15 protein-coding genes are annotated in these 19120 nt (G+C 71.1%); 11 read left to right on the forward strand and 4 right to left on the reverse strand.

Features of this window, described 5'->3' with window-relative positions; translation table 11 throughout:
* Window positions 1–91 precede the first annotated feature (91 nt).
* Together IO24_RS45330 and IO24_RS0134015 are read left to right on the forward strand one after the other, a co-directional pair.
* Window positions 92–370 carry a hypothetical protein gene (locus tag IO24_RS45330; protein ID WP_031142602.1) on the forward strand — a complete coding sequence of 93 codons (279 nt, stop codon included), beginning with the start codon at window positions 92–94 and terminating at the stop codon, window positions 368–370.
* Window positions 367–1233 (forward strand): sugar phosphate isomerase/epimerase family protein, encoded by an 867-nt coding sequence (locus IO24_RS0134015; protein ID WP_031142604.1) that lies wholly within the window; start codon window positions 367–369, stop codon window positions 1231–1233. Before IO24_RS45330 ends, IO24_RS0134015 begins: the two co-directional genes overlap by 4 nt.
* Before the next feature lie 173 nt (window positions 1234–1406).
* Here the strand turns inward: IO24_RS0134015 and IO24_RS0134020 are convergent, their stop codons facing one another.
* Window positions 1407–4211, reverse strand: a complete 2805-nt coding sequence (locus IO24_RS0134020; RefSeq protein WP_031142606.1) for a beta-L-arabinofuranosidase domain-containing protein — start codon at window positions 4209–4211, stop codon at window positions 1407–1409.
* Window positions 4212–4601: 390 nt separating this feature from the next.
* On the opposite strand from IO24_RS0134020, the gene IO24_RS0134025 reads away from it, so the two are divergent.
* From IO24_RS0134025 to IO24_RS0134045, 5 genes are read left to right on the forward strand one after another with little or no spacing between them, the layout of a single operon-like run.
* A complete protein-coding gene (locus IO24_RS0134025) occupies window positions 4602–5132 on the forward strand; it encodes an RNA polymerase sigma factor (protein WP_420823239.1) in 531 nt (176 codons plus the stop codon).
* On the forward strand, window positions 5129–5947 hold the full coding sequence (locus tag IO24_RS0134030; RefSeq protein WP_031142611.1) for a hypothetical protein: 819 nt from the start codon (window positions 5129–5131) through the stop codon (window positions 5945–5947). The genes IO24_RS0134025 and IO24_RS0134030 overlap by 4 nt, the downstream gene beginning before the upstream one ends.
* Entirely contained in the window at window positions 5944–6777 is an 834-nt protein-coding gene (locus tag IO24_RS0134035) for an ABC transporter ATP-binding protein (protein ID WP_031142614.1), read from the forward strand. Before IO24_RS0134030 ends, IO24_RS0134035 begins: the two co-directional genes overlap by 4 nt.
* Window positions 6774–8171: a hypothetical protein gene (locus IO24_RS0134040; protein WP_031142617.1), complete on the forward strand. Its 1398-nt coding sequence runs from the start codon at window positions 6774–6776 to the stop codon at window positions 8169–8171. The genes IO24_RS0134035 and IO24_RS0134040 overlap by 4 nt, the downstream gene beginning before the upstream one ends.
* Window positions 8168–8743: a hypothetical protein gene (locus IO24_RS0134045; RefSeq protein WP_031142620.1), complete on the forward strand. Its 576-nt coding sequence runs from the start codon at window positions 8168–8170 to the stop codon at window positions 8741–8743. Before IO24_RS0134040 ends, IO24_RS0134045 begins: the two co-directional genes overlap by 4 nt.
* A gap of 180 nt (window positions 8744–8923) precedes the next feature.
* Here the strand turns inward: IO24_RS0134045 and IO24_RS0134050 are convergent, their stop codons facing one another.
* The 3 genes from IO24_RS0134050 to IO24_RS0134060 all read right to left on the reverse strand — a co-directional run bounded on the left by IO24_RS0134050 (window position 8924) and on the right by IO24_RS0134060 (window position 13982).
* On the reverse strand, window positions 8924–11686 hold the full coding sequence (locus IO24_RS0134050) for an alpha/beta hydrolase family protein (RefSeq protein WP_031142623.1): 2763 nt from the start codon (window positions 11684–11686) through the stop codon (window positions 8924–8926).
* Between the two features lie 79 nt (window positions 11687–11765).
* Window positions 11766–12674 (reverse strand): hypothetical protein, encoded by a 909-nt coding sequence (locus IO24_RS41190; RefSeq protein WP_234335333.1) that lies wholly within the window; start codon window positions 12672–12674, stop codon window positions 11766–11768.
* A 102-nt stretch (window positions 12675–12776) separates the two neighbouring features.
* The gene (locus tag IO24_RS0134060; RefSeq protein WP_031142628.1) at window positions 12777–13982 is read right to left on the reverse strand and encodes a L,D-transpeptidase; all 1206 of its coding nucleotides are present in this window, start codon (window positions 13980–13982) and stop codon (window positions 12777–12779) included.
* Between the two features lie 232 nt (window positions 13983–14214).
* Between IO24_RS0134060 and IO24_RS0134065 the strand changes: the two genes are divergently transcribed.
* The 4 genes from IO24_RS0134065 to IO24_RS0134080 all read left to right on the forward strand — a co-directional run.
* Complete coding sequence (locus IO24_RS0134065) at window positions 14215–14904, forward strand: response regulator transcription factor (RefSeq protein ID WP_031142630.1); 690 nt, start codon at window positions 14215–14217, stop codon at window positions 14902–14904.
* Window positions 14901–16727: a sensor histidine kinase gene (locus IO24_RS0134070; RefSeq protein ID WP_037669119.1), complete on the forward strand. Its 1827-nt coding sequence runs from the start codon at window positions 14901–14903 to the stop codon at window positions 16725–16727. Before IO24_RS0134065 ends, IO24_RS0134070 begins: the two co-directional genes overlap by 4 nt.
* 869 nt (window positions 16728–17596) lie before the next feature.
* Complete coding sequence (locus IO24_RS0134075) at window positions 17597–17968, forward strand: low affinity iron permease family protein (protein WP_031142635.1); 372 nt, start codon at window positions 17597–17599, stop codon at window positions 17966–17968.
* Between the two features lie 584 nt (window positions 17969–18552).
* Window positions 18553–19120: fatty acid desaturase family protein (locus IO24_RS0134080; RefSeq protein WP_037669150.1), on the forward strand; the 568-nt coding region annotated here is incomplete at its 3' end.

Raw genomic sequence — 19120 nt, forward strand, 5'->3', positions numbered from 1 at the left:
CTTCCGGTGGATAAGTTTCCCTTCGACGCCTGAAGTTCTGAATGTGATGGCCAGGTCAGCGTGACGCCTCGCCCTGCGCCACCTCCACCTCGTGGTGGAAGGTGATCACGCCGGTCGCCGCGGCACAGGCCGCAGCCGCCGCCTGGCCCGCGCGGTGTACGTCGAGCAGGCGCCCCGCCAGTACTACGCACCGGACTGGAAGCACGCCCACGCCACCTGTTACGACGAACCCTCCCTGGCCGCCCTGCAGACGCAGCTCGCCTGCGACACCCCGGCCTTCGACGAGCCGGAGAAGTTCCACCGGACGGTCACCGGCTTCCTCACCGACAGCAGGAACGACGACAGCAACGACACGGACGTACTCGTATGAACAGCCCCACGCCTCCGTTCCCCTTCCCCTACGGCGTCAACCAGTTCACCACCATGCCCTGGTCCTTCGAGGAGGACCTGACGCACTACGCCGACCTCGGTGTCGAAGCGATCGAGCTGTGCGAGACCAAGCTCGACCACGACCGTGACCGCGCCAAGGCGCAACTCGCCTCGTTCGACGCGACGGGACTGCCGATCAGCTCGGTCCAGGCCCTTGTACGGACCGTGTTCCCCAGCGAGACCCAGCCGGAGCCCGTCGGCCGGCGCGACCGGCTGGCCCGCTTCCGTCGCAGCGTGGAACTGATCGCACCGTTCGCCCCGGGCGCGGTCTTCGTCACCAACACCGGGCCGGCGCCCGACGGGAACCTGCACGAGGCGATCCGCCAGGTCGTCACCCATCACCGCGAACTCGCGGACATCGCCGCCGACCACGGTGTACGGATCGCGCTGGAGCCCCTCAACCCCGTCCTGCTCAACGCGGAGACCGCCATCTGGACCTACGGGCAGGCGCTCGACGTCGTCGAGGAGGTCGGCCGCGAGAACGTGGGCGTCTGCCTCGACCTGTGGAACGTGTGGCAGGACCCCGATCTCGTCCCCCGCCTCGCCGACGCCCCGGACCGTCTGTTCCTGCTTCAGGTCAGCGACTGGCGCACACCCCGCTCGCGGATGGACCGGCGCGGTGTCGGCACCGGCGACATCCCGGTCGGCCGACTGCTGCACGCCGCCCACGGCGTCGGCTACCGCGGCCCGTGCGTCCTGGAGATCTTCTCCGACAACGTGCCGGACTCGCTCTACGAGACGGACCTGGACGACCTTCTGCGTACCAACCGGACGGCCCTCGAGGCGGCCTGGCGAACCGGCTGAGCGCGAGCGGGTCTGCGCGATGGCGACGGCTACGTCCGCGCCGCTCTCGCCGGACCGGCCACGCGACCCCGTCAGGGCGGACGACGACCGGGCGCGCTCGCGTGTCCGAGCGCGCCCCGCCAAGGGTCCGGCCTCGTCAGGTGGTGCGTCCGCAGGGGCGGATCCGGCCGCCGTCAGGTCGCGTATGTCGCGTTCTGCGCCGTGGTGAGCACCTTCTGTCCGTCGGCCTGGGTGAGCCGGCCCCCGGAGACCCATGAGTTCACCGTCGACTGCACCCTCGTCACCAGCGCGCTCTTACTGCTGAACGGCGCACCGGCCCAGATCTCGTCCAGGAGCGTGGTGCCGTCGGACTTCGCCGGGTTGGCGACACCGGAGTCGGTCTTCCCGAAGACGACCCTGGGCTCGGAACGCCGGACGTAGGCGTGGGTCGGGTCCTCGGTTCCCTCGTAGAAGGGGGCGAACTCGGTCCCGTTCAGCGTGTAGTGGAGCGGCTTGCCCGTCACCGGTGTCAGAGAGGGCAGCAGGTCACCGGTGAGCGCGGCGTTGGCGTACAGCCCGACTTGGAGGTAGCTGGTGCTCGTGTTGCGGCCGACCAGGTTGACCGGGCCGTAGAAGAGCGTCTGCAGGGACGGGTCGTCGAGCGCCTTCTCCACGCGGAGGCGGAAGGGGATGGTGACGCGCACGGTGTCGCCGCCGCGCCAGGTACGGGACACGGTGAAGTAGCTGCCGGCGGTCGGAGTGCCGCTGACCGCGCTGCCGTTCACGGTCACCTGGAAGCCCGACGTCGCCCAGGACGGCACGCGGAGCTTCAGCTCGAAGGCGGCGCTGCTTCCGCTGAACGTGAGGGTCGAGCCCTGCTCCCTCGGATAGTTCGTGGTCTGGGTGACGGTGACGCCCTTCTCGGCCCAGGTGAGGGTGGTCGGGCTGTAGAGGTTGACGTACAGCGCGCTGCCGTCCGTCTTCTTGAAGTACACCGAGTCCTGGTACTTCGTGGCGCTCTCCATACCGGTGCCCTCGCAGCAGGTCGTGCCCTGCTTGGGGGTGTAGTCGCGCACATGACCGGGCTTGAGGCCGATGAAGTAGGTGACGAGCGGCTTCTCCGCGTCGGCCTTGTCCTGCTTGGATCCGAGGATCTGGTTGTACAGGGCCCGCTCGTAGTACTCCATGTACTTGGGGTCCTGGTCGTGGAGGAACAGCGTGCGGCCCAGTTTGAGCAGGTTGTACGCGCAGCAGGTCTCGGCGTTGGTGTCGCTGATCGTGCCCGCGATGGCCCCGCGCGCCCGCCAGAACTCACCCGTGCTGGTGCCGCCGATGCCGTACATGCGATTCGGGACGACCATGTTCCAGAAGTTCTTGGCGGCGGTGAGGTAGCGGGTCTCACCCGTCGCGTCGTACAGGCGGACGTAGCCGGTCATGATCGGGATGTGCTGGTTGGCGTGCAGGCCGTCGAGCGTGTCCGTGTTCGCGGCACAGGCGTCGATGAGCTTGTTCAGGTCGAACAGCTTGGCCAGGGCGAGATGGCCGGCCTTGTTGGTGATCGAGTACAGGTCGATGATCGTCTCGACGATGCCGCCGAACTCGCCGCTGGAGAAGATGCCCCACATCCGCTGCAACGTGGAGTCGGGCAGCCTGGACAGCCGGGAGTACATCCAGTCGCACATGCCGGACGCGAGGTCGAGCGCCCGGGCGTCGTCGGTGGCGAGGTAGGCGTCCAGCAGGCCCTTGAGGATCTTGTGCGCGGTGTAGTACGGCGCCCACACCTTCGTGTAGTCACCGCTGGTCATCGACTCCAGCTGGATGAACTGCGTCTCCGGGTACGCGGCGAGGAAGCCGGGGTGGCTGGGCCCGCCCCAGGTGCGGCGCAGGGTGGCGGTCAGGCCGCGCCCGGAGGCGTCGCCCCAGGTGCCGCCGGTGGTGGTGGAGAAGTAGTACGACGCGAGGTTGCCGAGGCCCACGGAGGAGGTCTTGGCCTCGCTGGTCTGCAGTGAGGTGATCTCGGCCGCGGTCAGGGCCCGCGACCAGACGTTGAACTCGTCGAAGGCGCCCGCGAACACGGGGTCGTCGGAGAAGTTCGAACGGCCCAGCCAGTTGTTCGTCAGGGTGCCCAGCGCCGCCGGGTTGAGCGTCATCGAGGTGTTCCGGGCGACGGCGGTGCCGTTGACGTAGAGGGTGCCGGTGGTGCCGCTGATCGTGACCGCCAGGTGGCTCCACTGGTTGAGCGGCAGGGCGGTGGTGCCGTTGAGGGCCTGTTCCCCGCCCGGCCCGCCGGTGGTGATGGCGAAGCGCGGTATCCCGCTGCCGTTGCGGGAGGCCAGGTACATGTACCGGCTGGTGTTGTTGCCGAAGTCGAAGATCCGCTGCCAGTTGGCGTTGTGGGTGGGCTTCACCCAGACCGACAGGGTGATCGCCGGGGCACCGCCGAGCACGGCGGCCGGCAGGTCGATGTACTGGTACGAGCCCCGGACGTTCTCGTGCGCGCCGCCCCACTTGCCGGTGACGGCGAGCATGCGCGGGTCGGTGCGCAGCGCCGCGCGGACCTCGGTGAGCGCACCGACCATGGTCCGGATCTTGTCGGCGTACGCCTGGTCGCCGGTGCTCGCGTACGCCTGCGACAGCATGGTCAGGAAGTGGCCGGTGTAGTGGCCGCGCAGGTTGCCGTTGGCCTCGCCGTCCAGGCCCTCCCAGCCGCCGGGCGCGACGGCGCCGCCGGTGGAGAGCCCGGCGTTGGCGCGGAAGACCTGGAGCAGCCGGTTCACGTCGTAGCCGCGGCCGTGGTCGAGCATCAGCTGGCGCTTGGTGGCGAAGACGCCCTGCCCGAGTCCGACGTCCTTGAGCTCGAACGGCCGCAGGGCCCAGGCGGCGGGCACCGGCAGCGTCGCGGCCGCTGCCCGGCCGCCCGCGGCGTACGTGATCGCCGGTGCCGCCGTGGCGAGCAGCGCGGCCTGGAGGAGGGTCCGTCTGGAGAGGGCGCGTGCCATGCCGTTCCTCGTTTCTGCGCGGGGTGGGGCCGAGGCTCGCTGGACCGAGACTGCGGTTGTTCGAAATCCTGGACAGCGTGCGGGACTTCGACCAGAAGATAGGTTCGGGGTTCGATCGCGTCAACGCTTCCGGCAGGTTCTGTTCCGGTTCATTCCGGTGAAGGGGCACCGGCGGCTTCGGGTTCGGTCTCCCCGGGAGGCACGCGGCCGTTCGTGCGTTCCGTTTCGGCGATCCGGACCTTGTTCGCCCAGGCGATGGGGACGGAGGGACGCCGTCGTGCCGAAGCAACCGGAGCCGCCACCGTGACGGGGATCACACCGGAAGGAAAACCCGCCGTACGGGCCGGGCGTCTAGTGGGTGTGAGATCAGGCAGGAAGGCACCGGGGGACATGGACGAGGAGGGTCTCGTCCGGCTGGTGGCCAGGGGTGACCGGGCGGCGTTCGAGGAGCTGTACCGGCGTACGTCGCCGTGGATGGCGGTGCGGCTGCGTCGTCGCTGCGCGGACGAGCAGATCGTCGCCGAGGTCATGCAGGAGACGTATCTGGCGGTGTGGCGCGCGGCGGGGGCGTTCGCCGGAACCGCGGTGGGAGGGACGGCCGTCGGCTGGCTGTGGACGATCGCGGCACGCCGTCTCGTCGACGCGTTCCGGCGCCGGGCCCACCACGCGGAGCCGCCACCCGCGGCCGCCGCGCAGCCCGTGGCGCCCGCCGCCGAGGAGGAGGCTCTCGCGGCGACCGTCGGCGGTGACGTCGGGGACGCGCTGCGGCGCCTCGCGCCGGAGCTCAGACAGGTACTGCAGGCCATGGTGCTCGACGGACTGTCCGTCCGGGAGACCGCGGTCCTGCTCGGGCTGCCCGAGGGGACGGTCAAGACCCGTGCCCGCCGGGCCCGGATCGCGATGCGGAAGGCGCTGGCATGAGCGTGGAGCACGCGTCGATGCGGATCATCGACGGTTACGCGCGCGGCGATACGGACATCGCCGCCGACGAGGTGTGGGCCCTGGAGGCCCATCTGGAGGCGTGCCGGGTGTGCCGTGACCGGCTGTCGGCCGCCGTCGCGGCGCAGGTGCCGGCCGTGGCGGATCTGGTCGGCACGGTGTGGTCCGGCCTCGAACCCCAACTGGCCGCCACCACCCCCGTGCCGCGCCGACGGCGCCGGTCGGCGTGGCTGTCGAGGTGGCTGACGCCCACGATGGTGCCGTGGCTGGCCATGGTCGTGAGCGTGACCCTGCTCGCGCTGCTGCTCGACCTGGCCGGCACCGGCTTCGGTGACGTGTCGCTGGTGCTGCTGCTCGCCCCGGTCCTGCCCGTGCTCGGCGTCGCGGCGTCCTGGTCACGCGGCCTGGACCCGGCGTACGAGCTGACGGCCTCCGTGCCGAGGGCGGGGCTGTACCTGGTGCTGCGGCGGACCGCGTCCGTGCTCGCCGTGATCGTCCCCGCGCTGCTGGTGGGCGGATGGGTGACGGGGGTGACGGCCGCACAGTGGCTGCTGCCCTGTCTGGCCTTCACCTCGACGACTCTGGCGCTCGGCGGTGTCATCGGCGTGACCCGTGCCGCTCTCGCACTGGTGGCCGTGTGGGCCGGCGTCATCGTGGCGCCGACGCTGGCCGCCAGCCGTACGGCCTTCGCCCTGCAGACGGGCGGCCTGCCCGTGTGGGGGCTGGTCCTCGCGCTCGGCATCGGTGTCCTGATCGCCCGCAGGGGCGCGTACTCGGTGCTGGGAGCCCATGAATGACCATCGGAAAGGAACATCACATGAGGACCGCGGTGAGCGCGGCCGACATCGCGCCGACGGCCTACGCCTGGCAGATCAAGGCCACCGGGCTGAAGGTCAGGGTCGGCAGGAAACGGATGGCGGTCGACGGGCTCGACCTGTCGCTGGGCACCGGCGTGCACGGTCTGCTCGGCCCCAACGGGGCGGGCAAGACCACCCTCATCCGGACGCTGGCCACCGTACTGCGCCCCACCGAGGGCACGCTGGAGCTGCTCGGCGAGTCCGCGGGCGGCATGGGCGAGCACCGCGCGCTGCGCCGCCGGATCGGCTATCTGCCGCAGGAGTTCGGCTACTACAAGCGCTTCACGGTGCGCGAGTTCGTCGAGTACATGGCGTGGCTGAAGGAGGTGCCCAAGGCCGACATCCCCGGGGCGGTCCAGCGCGCCGTGGAGCGGGTCGGTCTGGCGGACCGCGCCGACGAGCGGATGAAGGCCCTGTCGGGCGGCATGGTGCGGCGGGTCGGCATCGCCCAGGCCATCGTCAACGATCCGTCGATCCTGCTGCTGGACGAGCCGACGGTCGGCCTGGACCCGGCACAGCGGCTGCGTTTTCGCGAGCTGCTTCAGGAGTTGGGTACGGACACCTGCGTGCTCGTCTCGACCCACCTGGTGGAGGACGTCGCCGCCGCCTGCACCGACGTGGTGCTCTTCGCCGAGGGCCGGCTGGTCTTCCAGGGCACCCCGGACGCTCTGGCCGCGGCGGGCGGCCCCGAGCACGTGGGCGACAGTCCGCTGGAGCGCGGCTACTCGGCGCTGCTGCTCGACCCCGCGCGGGAAAGGGGCATGTGGTGAACGTCCGTATTCTGCGCATCGAGCTGAGACGCTCCGTCGCCCCGTGGGCCGGCGTCGTGGTCCTGACGACGGCGCTGGCGTTCCTGTATCTGGTGGGCACCATGTGGTGGCAGGGCACCACGGCGTGGACAGCCCAGTGGACGTCCCTGGCGATGTGGACCCGCTCCCTGCTGTTCTACCTGTGGCCGCTGGCCGTGGCGCTGGGGGCTCTGCAGGGGCTGCGCGACCACCGCTCGAAGATGTCCGAGCTGCTCACGAGTACGCCGCGGCCGGCCTGGCACCGCGCGGCCACGGTGGCGGGGACGACGGCGATCACGCTGGCCTCGGCCTTCGCGCTCCTCGTTTTCGTGGGCGGGGTCCAGGTGCTCGCCCACACCGAGTACACGCACCTCGGATGGCTGCCGATCTCGCTGGTGGGGGCACTCTTCCTCGTCGCGGGGGCCGTGCTGGGCATGGGGGCCGGGCGGGCCCTGCCGTCCGTGCTCACCCCGCCCGCGCTGGCCATGGGGGCCTTCGTGTTCACCTCCCTCATGCACATGTCGTTGGGCCGGACGGAGACGACCACGGCAACGGGGATCCCCATCACGGAGCCGAACCGGGTCTCCCTGCTGTCACCGGCGGTGCAGGAGGTGGGCGATGTGCTCCTCACGCTCTCCGCCTCCGTGCATGTCGGGCAGACGATCTGGCTGCTCGGTATGGCCGCGACCGGCTTCGCGCTGCTGGTCGCCGCGACCTGGCGCGCCCGGCTGATCGCCCTCACGCCCGTCCTGGCGGGCGCGGTGATCGCCCTGCTCGTCCTCCCCTCCGACCCCCGCCGGATGTACGTCGTCGACGAGACCGCCGCGGAGCTGGTGTGCGACGGCCCGGTGTGCGTGACGAAGACGCACCAGGCGCGACTCGCCGACCTGGCGGGCCCCGGTAAGGAGGCACTGCGCCTGCTGCACGGCGCCCTGGGCGGCCAGGCGCCGGTCTCGGTCCGGGAGAACACCGCCGTACTGCCGGAGGGCTCCACGCCGCAGTGGTCCCGCAAGACCGTGCTCTTCGACTTCGACGACGAGATCATCGCCGCCGCGAAGGGCGAGAAGCTGACCTGGGCCCTGATCGCCAAAGGCATGGTGCCGGGGTGCACTGCCGTCGGCTGGAGCGGCTTCGGGTACGACGAGTACGCGCAGACCGTCGCGGCGGGCTGGGTCCTCGGGGACCTCAGGCCGCTTCCCGGCATGGAGTCAGCAGGTGTGCGCCGCGAGGTCGACGCCGCGGCCCGCCCGGTGTGGAAGGAACTCAAGGCGCTTCCGCGGGCCGAGCAGCTCTCGCGGATCAACGCGATGCGCGCCGCCGCGCTCTCCTGCAAGGGCGAGGCGTTCGATGTGCTGTCCGGCGGTGCGTCCCGGTGAGATGGCTGACGCTGTACGCGCGCTCGCGTCAGGTACCCGCGTCGCTCGCCATGGTGGTGACCAGCGCGATGGCGGTGTGGGCGCTCGCCCGGGACGGCGGTGCGGGGTCCGGGGATCAGCGGCCGGCCGTGCTCGTTCTCGCTACCGGGGCGATGGCGGTCTCGATCGGGCTCGGCGGGCAGGACCTCGCGCTGGACCGGACGGCCGCGATCCGCTGGGCGCCCCGCAGAGCGGCGCACGTGCTGCTCGCCGGCGCGGTCGTCGCCGCGGTGCTGCCGGCAGTGCAGACGATGGGCGAGGACATGACCACCGCCGCGTTCGTCGTCCGGGACAGCGCGGGCCTGATGGGACTGGCCGCTCTGGGCGCGGCGCTCTCCGGCGGGCAGTTCGGGTGGACGCTGCCGTTCGCCTGGCTCTCGTTCTCGTTCTTCGCCCCGCCCCCGACGAGTGCGCCGATGCAGGTGGCGACCTGGATGCTGCTGCCGCCCGGCACGGCGGCGGGCACCTGGACGGCCCTGGCCCTCGCGGTCACCGGCACCACGGTCTACGCCTTCGCGGGACCGAGGCGGTAGCCGGTCCGGGCCACCGATCGGGACACGGCCGTGATCGTGCGCGCCGTCCCCCGTGGTGCTTCGTGTCCCCATGGTGACGCAACGGTGGGTGGTGGTCGATCGCTTCGGCCGCCACCCACCGCTTCGGTCACTTCGGCGGGTGGGGACGCATCGTGCGTCCGCGGTCCCGCACGGCGCCCCTCAGGACGTGTCCTCGATCCTGCCGGTGAAGACCGGGCCGACCGGCGGCTCCTCGAAACCGACCAGCTGGATCCGCACCGCCTCCTCCGGCTCGGTCACCCCGTCGGCGATCGTGGGTATGGTCACCTCGGTGCTCAACCGACCGGCGGGGACGGCGGACAGCAGGTGCATTCCCACCGTGGACAGGGGTCGCTCGGGGAGCGGCGATTCGCCGTGGTTCTCCATCAGCCACTGCGGGTCCACGTCCGTGGTGGACAGCTCCGCGCCGTCGTCCGCCGCCAGGAAGCCGAACTCCACGGGCACTTCGGTGTCCGCGACCGTGGACAGGGTGGCCCGCCAGGTGAGGCCCTGTCCCTCGGTGACCCGGTCCGCGACGGGTGTCACGGTGACCTCGGGCATCGGGTCGTCGTTCCGCACGGTCACGCCGCCGTGGTGGGAGCCGACCACCGCGCCGTGCACCGCCTTCACGAGCACGTCCTGCCCCGTGTCCTGGCCGTAGCGGGTGTTGCCCTCTGCTTTCACCGGCACGTCGATGACGGAGTCACCGGGCCGCACCCGCACCAGGCGGGACGTGGCCCGGCCGGTGACGGGATCGGTGACGAACAGCCTGACCTGGCCGTCGCCCCGGCCGGAGAGGCGCACCGGGACCTGGTGGCTCCGGGTTCCGGAGTCCCCTTCGTCGACCGTCAGCCGGCCGACGTCCACACGGGGCAGTGCGACCGGGCGCACGGCCGGTGTACCGGGGCGCCAGCCCCAGGCGTCCATCAGCCAGGCCCGTCCGGAGCGGTTACGCGGGGTGATGTCCAGCGTCGTCACCCGGCCCGTGTCCAGCCGGGCCCGGGTCGCGGCGGTCAGCGGCAGGCGTATCTCCTGCCCCCAGTACGAGGCGGTCCCGCCGCTCCCCGGCAGTCCGTCGACACGGACCCTGCCGAGGGTCGCGCGGCGGCCGGAAGCGTCGGCGATCGTCACGTCCAGCCGTGTTCCCGTGGTGTTGGGCGGCACGATCACCCGCAGGGCGAGGGCCTCGGCGCCGGAGAGGGAGGCCGGCTCGGCGGAACGCACCCGTACGGGAGAACCCGGTGCGGACCATCGCAGGGCCACCGCCCGACGGCCCGGTTCGGGCGCCGTCTCCCACTCGGCGAAGTGCGGTGAGGTACCCGTCCCGTCGGGAGCCAGGCAGGCGGTCGCCGCATCGGGGTCCGCCACCGCCGAGCACAGCCGTCCGCCGTCCACGGTGACCTTGGTGTTCGGTAGGAACGCGGCGGTGCGGTGCCCGCCGACGGCGTGGCTGAGCACCCGCGCGGGGTCCGCCGACGGCGCCCGCCGGTTCGAGCCGTCCAGCAGCGGGCGTACCCGGTCGTCGTCCGCGACGAACAGCCGGGCCGCCGCGGCGATGTACGTGCCGCCCGCGGCCTGTTGCTGACCGGCCGTCAACCGTGTGGTGCTGCCCGGAGCACACACGGGGTCCGGTTCCGCGGCGTCGTCCACCGCCGGAGCCGTCGCCTGCCCCGGTGTCCACTCGCTGTTGAAGAAGTTGTGGTTGGCGCCCACCATGTAGACCGCGCTGTGCAGGGCGGCGCCCCGGCTGGCTTGGCGCGTGCCGTCCACGTAGATCTGGCCCTGCAGGTCGCCGACGTCGCCGTCGCAGCCCGGCAGGATCGTCATCGACGGCACGTCGGGGACCGGGTTCTGCCCGAAGGCGGTGGGTCCGAGGAGGACGGTGCCGCGGATCTGCCAGCGCACGCGCCCCCGGTATCCGTCCTGGTCCGCGGGCGGGCGGGAGAGGCTGTCCATGGCGGCCCTGTTCACCCCCTCGCCGCCCCGTGAGTGGCCAACCAGCAGCACCCGGGACAGGTCGCCGGGAGGTGCGCTCCGCACGACCGCCGGAGCCGATGACCGGCCGGAGCCCGCCCAGTCGGCCCACCGGGCAAGGTGCAGGCGCACCAGAGAGGAGCGTGCCTGGGCCCCGCCGTCCTCCACCCCGTCCTGCCCGTTGATGCCGTTGGCGGAGACGGACACCGTCACGTAGCCCTGGGAGGCCAGCAGTTTCTGATCGCGCAGATAGCCCCGGTGGCTCGGCACCGGCTTCGAACCGGACGGGCAGGGCCACTCGCCGAAACTGGCGCCGTCGGTCGTGAAGCAGGTGTCGTGGCGGCCGTGCAGGAACAGCGCCAGCGGCCGGCGGCCCGAGGCCCCCCTCGGCGCCACCACCACGGCGCGCATCTCCACGGGCGCGTCCAGCCCGGGCAACCGCACCGAGGGCAAGGTGTATTCACCGGTCGTCGTCCCGTACCGACCCGGCTTGCCGGGGTCGACGGGGTTGGCCGGCAGCACGGCCGGCAGCTTCGCCGCCGGTGCGGTGCGCCGCTTGTCCGGGCCGGCCGTGACGCCCGATGCGTCCAGGCGGCGTCCCCCCATCCGCGCCTGCAGGTCCTTGGCCCGCCCGAGGCGTGCGGCGTGCAGGTCGAGCCGGAAGATGCGCTGGTCCTTCGCGGCCACCGGCCGGCCGAAGAACCGGTCTCCCGAGTAGAACTCGACGCCGGCGTCGGTGAGGGGCACCGGGTCCGCGGAGTGCCAGACCAGCTGCTTGCCCGAGGCCCCACCGGTGATCCGCCAACCGGCGGGGAGTTGGCCGTCGGGGCCGACCCGCGGCGCGGACGGCCGGGGTTCGGCCGCCTGCTGGGCGGCAGCCGGTGCCGGTGATCCCAGCGTGGTCGTGAGTATCGCCGCAGCGGCGACCCCTATGCGCCTGGCACGCATCAACGTTCCGTCCTTGCTTGGTCCTTGACCGAACACCCCGGCGTTCGCCGGGAGCTCGGCGCTGTCGTCCCGCACCGTTCGGTCAGCGCCTGAGGGATGCGGCGTCCCCCATGACGATCACCGGGTGCTGGGCCGGGTCGAGTGCGAGCAGGAGTTCTCTCATGTGCTTCTTCGTCAGACTCACGCAGCCCTGCGTGGGCCCGCGGTGGTCGACGTGCAGCCAGATGCCGCCGCCCTTGTTCGCGCCCTGCGGGCGGGTCCAGTCGAGGGGGGAGGTGCCGGGCTTGCGGTTGTAGTTGATCGCGACGACGTAGTCGAAGGAGCCCGCGAGCGGCTCGCCCTCGAAGCCGGTGCCGCCGATGGTGAAGGCCGGCCCCTGGTCGTACGGCAGTTTCGTGCCGGGGTCGGCGAGCAGTCCGCCCGCGTCGGTGAGGGTGAAGACGCCGATGGGCGAGCGGAGATCGCCGGCGCGGTGGTCGTCCGTCCAGCCCTTGAGGGCGTTGTGGGCCGGCCAGGTGGCCCCCGGTTCCCAGCCCGCGCCGGTGCGCCGGTACAGGACCACCTGCGAGGCCGAGGAGTTCTTGCCCCGGCCGGTGACCAGAACGGCCTGGCGCGCCTCGGCGGGGATCTTTGCCAGCGTCCGCGGTCCCAGGCCCGGTAGCCGCGCGGGGGTGGGCGGGGTGGCCGCTCCGGGGTCGGCGGACGCCCGGGGATCGGCGGACGTCCGTGGGGGCCTGGCCTGTGTCGTGCCGGGGGCGGCGGATGCGGCGGCCGATGCGGCGCCGGCACCGTCCGCCGCCGGCCCGGATACGTGGGACGGCCTGACGCCTGTCGCCGTGCCCGCGCATCCGGCGAGTGCGACGGACAGGGCCAGGACGGCGGCCGGTATGACCGGACGGTACGAGCCCGGGCGGGTGAAGGTGGTCGCTCCGGTCCCGAACGGCGCGCGTGGCCAACGCCGTTGGGACGGACGAGGGGTTGAGGAAGCCATGACCGTCAGCCTGGACGAGACATGTGAGGAACTGATCAGCTCCGGCTCCCGAAGTCGGACCGGGTGTGTGCCGGACGACGACGGCTCACGGCGAGGCCCGACTCAGCGTGCGGAGCCCGCCTTCCACTGACCCCATGGCATGTTCCAGCCGTTGAGGCCGTTGTCGGGGGCGATCGTCCTGTCGTCGGAGTTCTTCACCACGACCACGTCACCGACGAGTGAGTGGTCGTAGAACCAGGCACCGTCCTGACCGGCGTCGCCACCGCCCCGGACGTCGTTCAGCCCCACGCAGCCGTGACTGATGTTGGACCGGCCGAACACCGAGTCCGCGCCCCAGTAGTTGCCGTGGATGAACGTGCCGGAGGTGGACAGGCGCATCGCGTGCGGGACGTCGGGGATGTCGTACTCGCCGGCGAACCCCACCGTGGCTCCGTTCATCCGGGTGCTGATCAGCTTCTCCGATATGACCATCCGGCCGTTCCAGGTGGGCGAGTTCGCCGCACCCGCCGTGATGGGCAGGGTCTTGAGGGTCTTGCCGTCACGGACGACCGTCATCCGGTGCGCGGAGGCGTCCACGGTGGAGACCTGGCTGCGGCCGACGGTGAAGCGGACGGTTCTGTCCTGTTCGCCGTAGGCGCCCTCGGCACCCTTGACGCCGTCGAGGCGGATTTTGACGGTGACGGTCGAGTTGGCCTTCCAGTAGTGCTGCGGACGGAAGTCGACGCGCCGCGCGCCGAACCAGTGGCCGACGACGGGCTGTCCACTGCTCGCGCTGACCTCGATGGCGGACTCGACGGCCTTCTTGTCGGTGATCGCCTTGTCGAAGGTGAACGAGACCGGCATGCCGACGCCGACCGTGGATCCGTTGTCCGGGGTGAACGTGCCGGTGAAGCGGTCGGTTTCGGCGACGGTCGTGAACGCGGCCTTCTTCGTCGTCCGGTGACCGCCGTCGCCCGCGGCCACCACCGTCAGCCGGTAGCCGGTGCCGTGTTCGAGGGGGGCGTCGGGTGCCCAGCTCCCGCCGTCCGAGGAGAGGGCGCCGCGCACGGCCCGGCCCTCTGCGGTGACCAGGGAGACCTCGGCGATCCGCCCCGCCTCCACCCCGACTCGGCCGCCACGCTTGACGGGGACGTGCTTCTGCCCGTCGGTGACGTTCAGGCGTATGCGCGGTGGGGCGGCGGTTCCGGAAGCGGCGGGCAGCCCCACGGTGCGGTCGCTGTCGCGTGCCGGCCCGGGGTTGCAGCCGGCCAGAAGACATGCCGAGACCGATAGGGCGGCCAGGACGAGGGCGGGGCGGGTGCGGTGCATGGGGTCTCCGTCGTTCGCGTCGAGTGGCCTGTCCCACCGAGTCGGGGAAGGCGGCCCCGGGTTCGAGCGGCAGGGGCGTTCGGCGCCGTCCGGCGTGCCTGTGCCGCGCCGGTGCCCGGCAAGACCGAGGCCGGGAACCCAGCCTGGCGTCCGGATATCAGGAAGTTGTCAGGATGTGGGAAGGCCCTCACACAGCCCTGGACGGGACTCACACACGCCTACAGTCAGCGGCGTGTGCGCACATATTCTGGTCGCGGAAGACGACCCCCTGCAGGCCGAACTCATACGACGGCTGCTGCTTCAGGAGGGTCACACCCCCGTGGTGGTCGCCGACGGACGGGCCGCGATCGACGAGGCCCGGAGCCGCAGACCCGACCTGGTCGTCCTGGACCTGATGCTGCCCGCTGTCGACGGTCTGGGTGTGTGCCGGGTGCTGCGGCAGGACGGAGAGATACCCGTCCTCATGCTCACCGCGCGCTCCGCCGAGGATGACATCCTGCTCGGCCTGGAACTCGGCGCGGACGACTACATGACCAAGCCGTACAGCCCACGGGAACTGCTCGCCCGCATCCGCACCGTGCTGCGCCGCACCCTGCGCCCCACCGACGACCCCCCGGTACTGCGCGCGGGCGGCATCACCGTCGACCCCGCACGGCACGAGGTCACCTGCGACGGCGTCTTGGTCCCGTGCACTCCCGGCGAGTTCGCCATCCTCCACGCCATGACCGCGGAACCCGAGCGGGTCTTCTCGCGCCGTCAGCTCTTGCAGCACACCCGGGGACTCGACCGCGCCTCCACCGAGCGCGCCATCGACGTACACATCATGAACCTGCGCAAGAAGATCGAGGCCGACCCGCGCAGGCCCGTCCGGCTGCTGACCGTCTTCGGCGTCGGCTACAAGCTCACCGGGCAGCCTTCGTGACGCCCGGTCCCCGCATCCCCTGGCGTAAGAGCCTGCTGGTGCGGCTGCTTCTCACGTCCGTCGCCATCGCCGTGGTCTCCGTGGGCGCCACCGCGTGGCTGGCCGTGCAGACCACCACGCGGGCCATCCAGGAAGAGCGCGGTCAGGTGCTCTCCGACGACACCGACATCCTGCGGCGGCTCAGCGGCTTCGCCGCGGCCCACCCCGACTGGGAGGGCGTGCATTCGTCGGTGCGCGATCTCTCCCTCACCACGGGACGGCGTATCGCCCTGACGACGGAAGCCGGACGCATCATCGCCGACTCCGCCGCTCCCGGCACCGCTCTGCCCGCCCGCGCCTCGGCCACCGTCGACCCGCTGAACACCGACACCTCCACCGAACCGGGGGCCCAGCTCGCCGGGATCGACCCGCGGGCGGTGGGGCCGTACCGGCTCCCGGCGGCGGAACGGGCACGAGTGAAGGCGCTCGCCGAGAAGCGCCTGGCGTGCGTGCGCAAGCACCTGGGCGACGGCCGCGTCCGGCAGCTCCCCAGCGGCCGCACCGTGGTCATCGCCGACGGCGGAGAGGCAGCCGTGCCCTCGCCTTGCGCGGACGGAGCGCTCAACACTCCCACCCGCACCGAGCAGAAGGCATTGGACGAACTCCTCGCACTGACCGCTCCCTGCCTCGGCCCCGACGGCAGGAAGGGGCAGGCGGCCAACCCTCTGGCCGGAATCGGAGTCGATGTCATACCCGGCCTCACCGCCGCGGCCCAGGACACCGGACGACCGCTCGGTGGCGGTCGGCAGACGCAGGACTGTTTCGACGACGCACGCCGCAGCCAGCTCGACCCGTACGTCGCCCCCAGGGCGCGGCTCTATCTGGGCGCTCTCGGCCAACAGCCCGTGGGCTTCGACCTCTCCCCCGCCAACAAGGCCAAGATCGTCGGCGTCGCGGGGCTGGTCCTCGTGGTCACCGTCGCCATGACCACCGTGGTCGCCATCCGCCTCGTCCGTCCCCTGCGGGCCCTGACGGCCGCGGCCCAGCAGCCGCCGCAGCGGCACACACGCGTCGCGGTCACCACCAAGGACGAGACCGGCTACCTGGCCGCCGCCTTCAACGACCTCACCGCACGCCGCCAGCAGCTGGAGACACAGCGCAAGGCCATGGTCAGCGACATCGCCCACGAACTGCGGACCCCGCTGACCAACATCCGCGGCTGGCTGGAGGTCACCCGCGACGGGCTGGTCGAGCCGGACCCGGATCTCATCGCCTCCCTGCACGACGAGGCACTGCTCCTGCAGCACATCATCGACGATCTGCAGGACCTCGCCGCCGCCGACGCCGGCACCCTGGCACTGCACCGCGAACCCGTACGCGCGGACGACCTCGTCGCCCAGACGGTGTCGGCCCACCGCACCCGGGCGGAGTCCTCGGACATCCACCTGTGCACCCACACCGATCCCGGCCTCGTCCTGGACGCCGACCCGGTGAGGATGCGGCAGGTCCTGGGCAACCTGACCTCCAACGCGCTCCGGCACACCCCGGCGGGCGGGACCGTCACACTCACCGCCCGTCACGTCGGCGACCTGGCCGTCCTCACCGTGGAGGACACGGGCAGCGGCATCGCCGCCGATGACCTCCCCCACGTTTTCGAGCGCTTCTGGCGGGCCGAGAAGTCCCGCAGCAGACGGACCGGCGGCAGTGGCCTGGGCCTGTCCATCGTCCGCCAGTTCGTCGAGGCACACGAGGGAGCCGTCACCGTCGGCAGTGAGCCCGGCAAGGGTTGTGTGTTCACCATCAGGCTCCCCAGGGCCCAGCACACGGACCGACGCACCCCATGAGGTGGGCAGCGTGCGGAATGCCCGACGGGGGCGCTCGCAACGGACCTGCCGACGAGATGCCGGAGTATGCCGACGCGGGCTGCACCTGCCACCCCCACAGGACTCCCTCTCCGGTCCGAAGCTGCGTGCCCAAGACGTGCCCTTCAGTACGGGCAACCGCGGTTTGTCGTCCCACGGAAGACTGACCACCCAGCTTTCATCCGGCTGGGCTGGTCGTTCCACGGTTAGCTCAAACGTCAAGGTCACCGTGCGGCCCGGGTGGTGTTCGACAGACAGTCGGGTGATGTTGAACCTGACTCCGCCAACGGTGGTATACGAGCGCCCCAGAGCTTTCTCCGCAGGCGTCATTTCACCGTGCATCTTCCACACCCTCAATGCCCCAAGTTGCACGAAGGCCGCCCAACGAGGGGCACTGAGGGTCTATACCGACGCCACACCGGCCGATTGTTACCGGGCATGTCGTAGCCGTCGTGGACGACGAGGACGCCATCGACGCGGTGGTGGTCGGGCGCATCGTCCGTAACCACCCCGACCTGGCCCCGCTGGGGACGAACGTCAAACTCCCTCCATCCGCGGTCAGTCAGGCCCTGAAGATCCGCACCCTGCGAGCGCGGCGTCGAGGCGGAAGCCCTGTCGTGCGGAAGCGAGGCTGTCGCAGCCGTCGCGGCGCCACCTTGCGCGGACTGGTCGCACGACGAGCCGTCACCGTTCACAACCGCGCCGGGCAGCCGCTCACGGTCCGGCCACATCACGCCCGGCCAAACCGAACTCATACCAGGACGGAACCTCGCCCACCCCGCGGGACGGTCCGCCTCTTGGCCGGGCGTGGCAGCCCTCGGGCATACCACCGTCCGCTGTAGAGAATGGGCATGATTCTCAAGCACCCGTCCGACCGCGGAGGCTCGCGGAGCAAGCCGTTTGAGAGGCTGGCCGAGAATGCCTCGCGGTTCACCAGTTCGGCAACGTTCTTCGGGATCTGCCTGATCCTGGTCGCCGTGGCTGTCACGTTGCACGTGATCGGTTTGCCGATCACGTGGCTTCTGTTCGTGGGCGAGGCGATGTCGGCCGTGACACTGCTCATGGTGGCGCTGCTGAAGAACTCCGAGCTGCGGGCCGAACGCGCCGTCCAGCACAAGCTCGACGCCCTCGCGGCAGCCCTGCTGGAAGGACAGGAGGGCAACGGCCCAGGAGAAGCACACCAGAACCTACGGTCCACCCTCGACAGGGAAGAGAACTCCTGATGCGCTCGGTTCTCGCCTGCTTGCCCCGCTTCGTGAGGGAAGAGGCCACCGTCGAGAATCCGCGTCGGAACTCGAGGACTGCCTGACAGGCCACCGCCACGGGTCGCGCCTACTCTGGGATTGAGGCTCGCACGGACGGTTGGTGCGACTGATGCGTTTCGTGAAGTCACCCGAGATCAAGCTCTCAAGGCGAACCAAGCTCTCACCAGGATCTGGTGCTCTCACCTCATCATCATCACCGACGCTTGTGTCCCGGTTACACGAGACTTCCCCCATAGGAATGCCTGTCGTGCCCACCTGAGCTGACAGCGGAGGTAACAGGACGTCGGCGGCATGCTCCAGCCTGCCCAACGCGGTACGCCTGGCAGTCGCAGGCTGACGCGGTGTGAGACCTGCCCCGCAGGGAACCCGCCCTCAGATAGAGGGCCTGAGCTTCCACCGGCTGACGAAGCAGACGTCGTCCTTGCTCCGCGGCGCTACGCGCCTCCCCCAGGGCGGAAGCGCATCCCTCCGTGCGGCCCGGTCTCAGCAGCTCCCGAGGCGGCGCCGAGCCATCTGCCTCCTTCGGAGAGAGTGTCACCATCATGACCAGAAGTACCACGCTTCACCCGCCGTCCTCGGCGATGCCCGGCAGTGACTTCGCCCGGCTGTCCAGGAAGATCGCCGATGCCGGCCTGATGGGCCGCCGTCCCGGCTACTACGCGCTGCGGATCACCGTGGTCGCCGGGCTCTACGTCGGCGGGTGGGCCGCCGTCGCGCTCATCGGTGACAGCTGGTGGACCCTGGCCGTCGCCGCTTTCCTGGCCGTCGTCTTCGGGCAGGTCGCTCTGCTCGCCCATGACGCGGCCCACCGTCAGGTGTTCCGCCGGCGCCGGGCCAGCGAGGTGTCCGGACGGATCGCCGGTGCCGGTATCGGGATGGGCTACGGGTGGTGGCAGGACAAGCACACCCGCCACCACGCCAACCCCAACCACGAGGATCTCGACCCCGACCTCGACCCCGACCTGCTGGTCTGGTCCCAGGATCAGGCCCGGGCCGCCACCGGGCTCCCCCGCCTGATCGGCCGCTGGCAGGCATTCCTGTTCTTCCCGCTCCTGACACTGGAGGGCTTCAACCTGCACGTGTCGAGCGTGCGATCGCTGGCCAATCGCT

Origin of the sequence: Streptomyces flavovariabilis (assembly GCF_000725785.1) — a bacterium.
In the GTDB taxonomy this organism is placed as follows: domain Bacteria; phylum Actinomycetota; class Actinomycetes; order Streptomycetales; family Streptomycetaceae; genus Streptomyces; species Streptomyces hawaiiensis.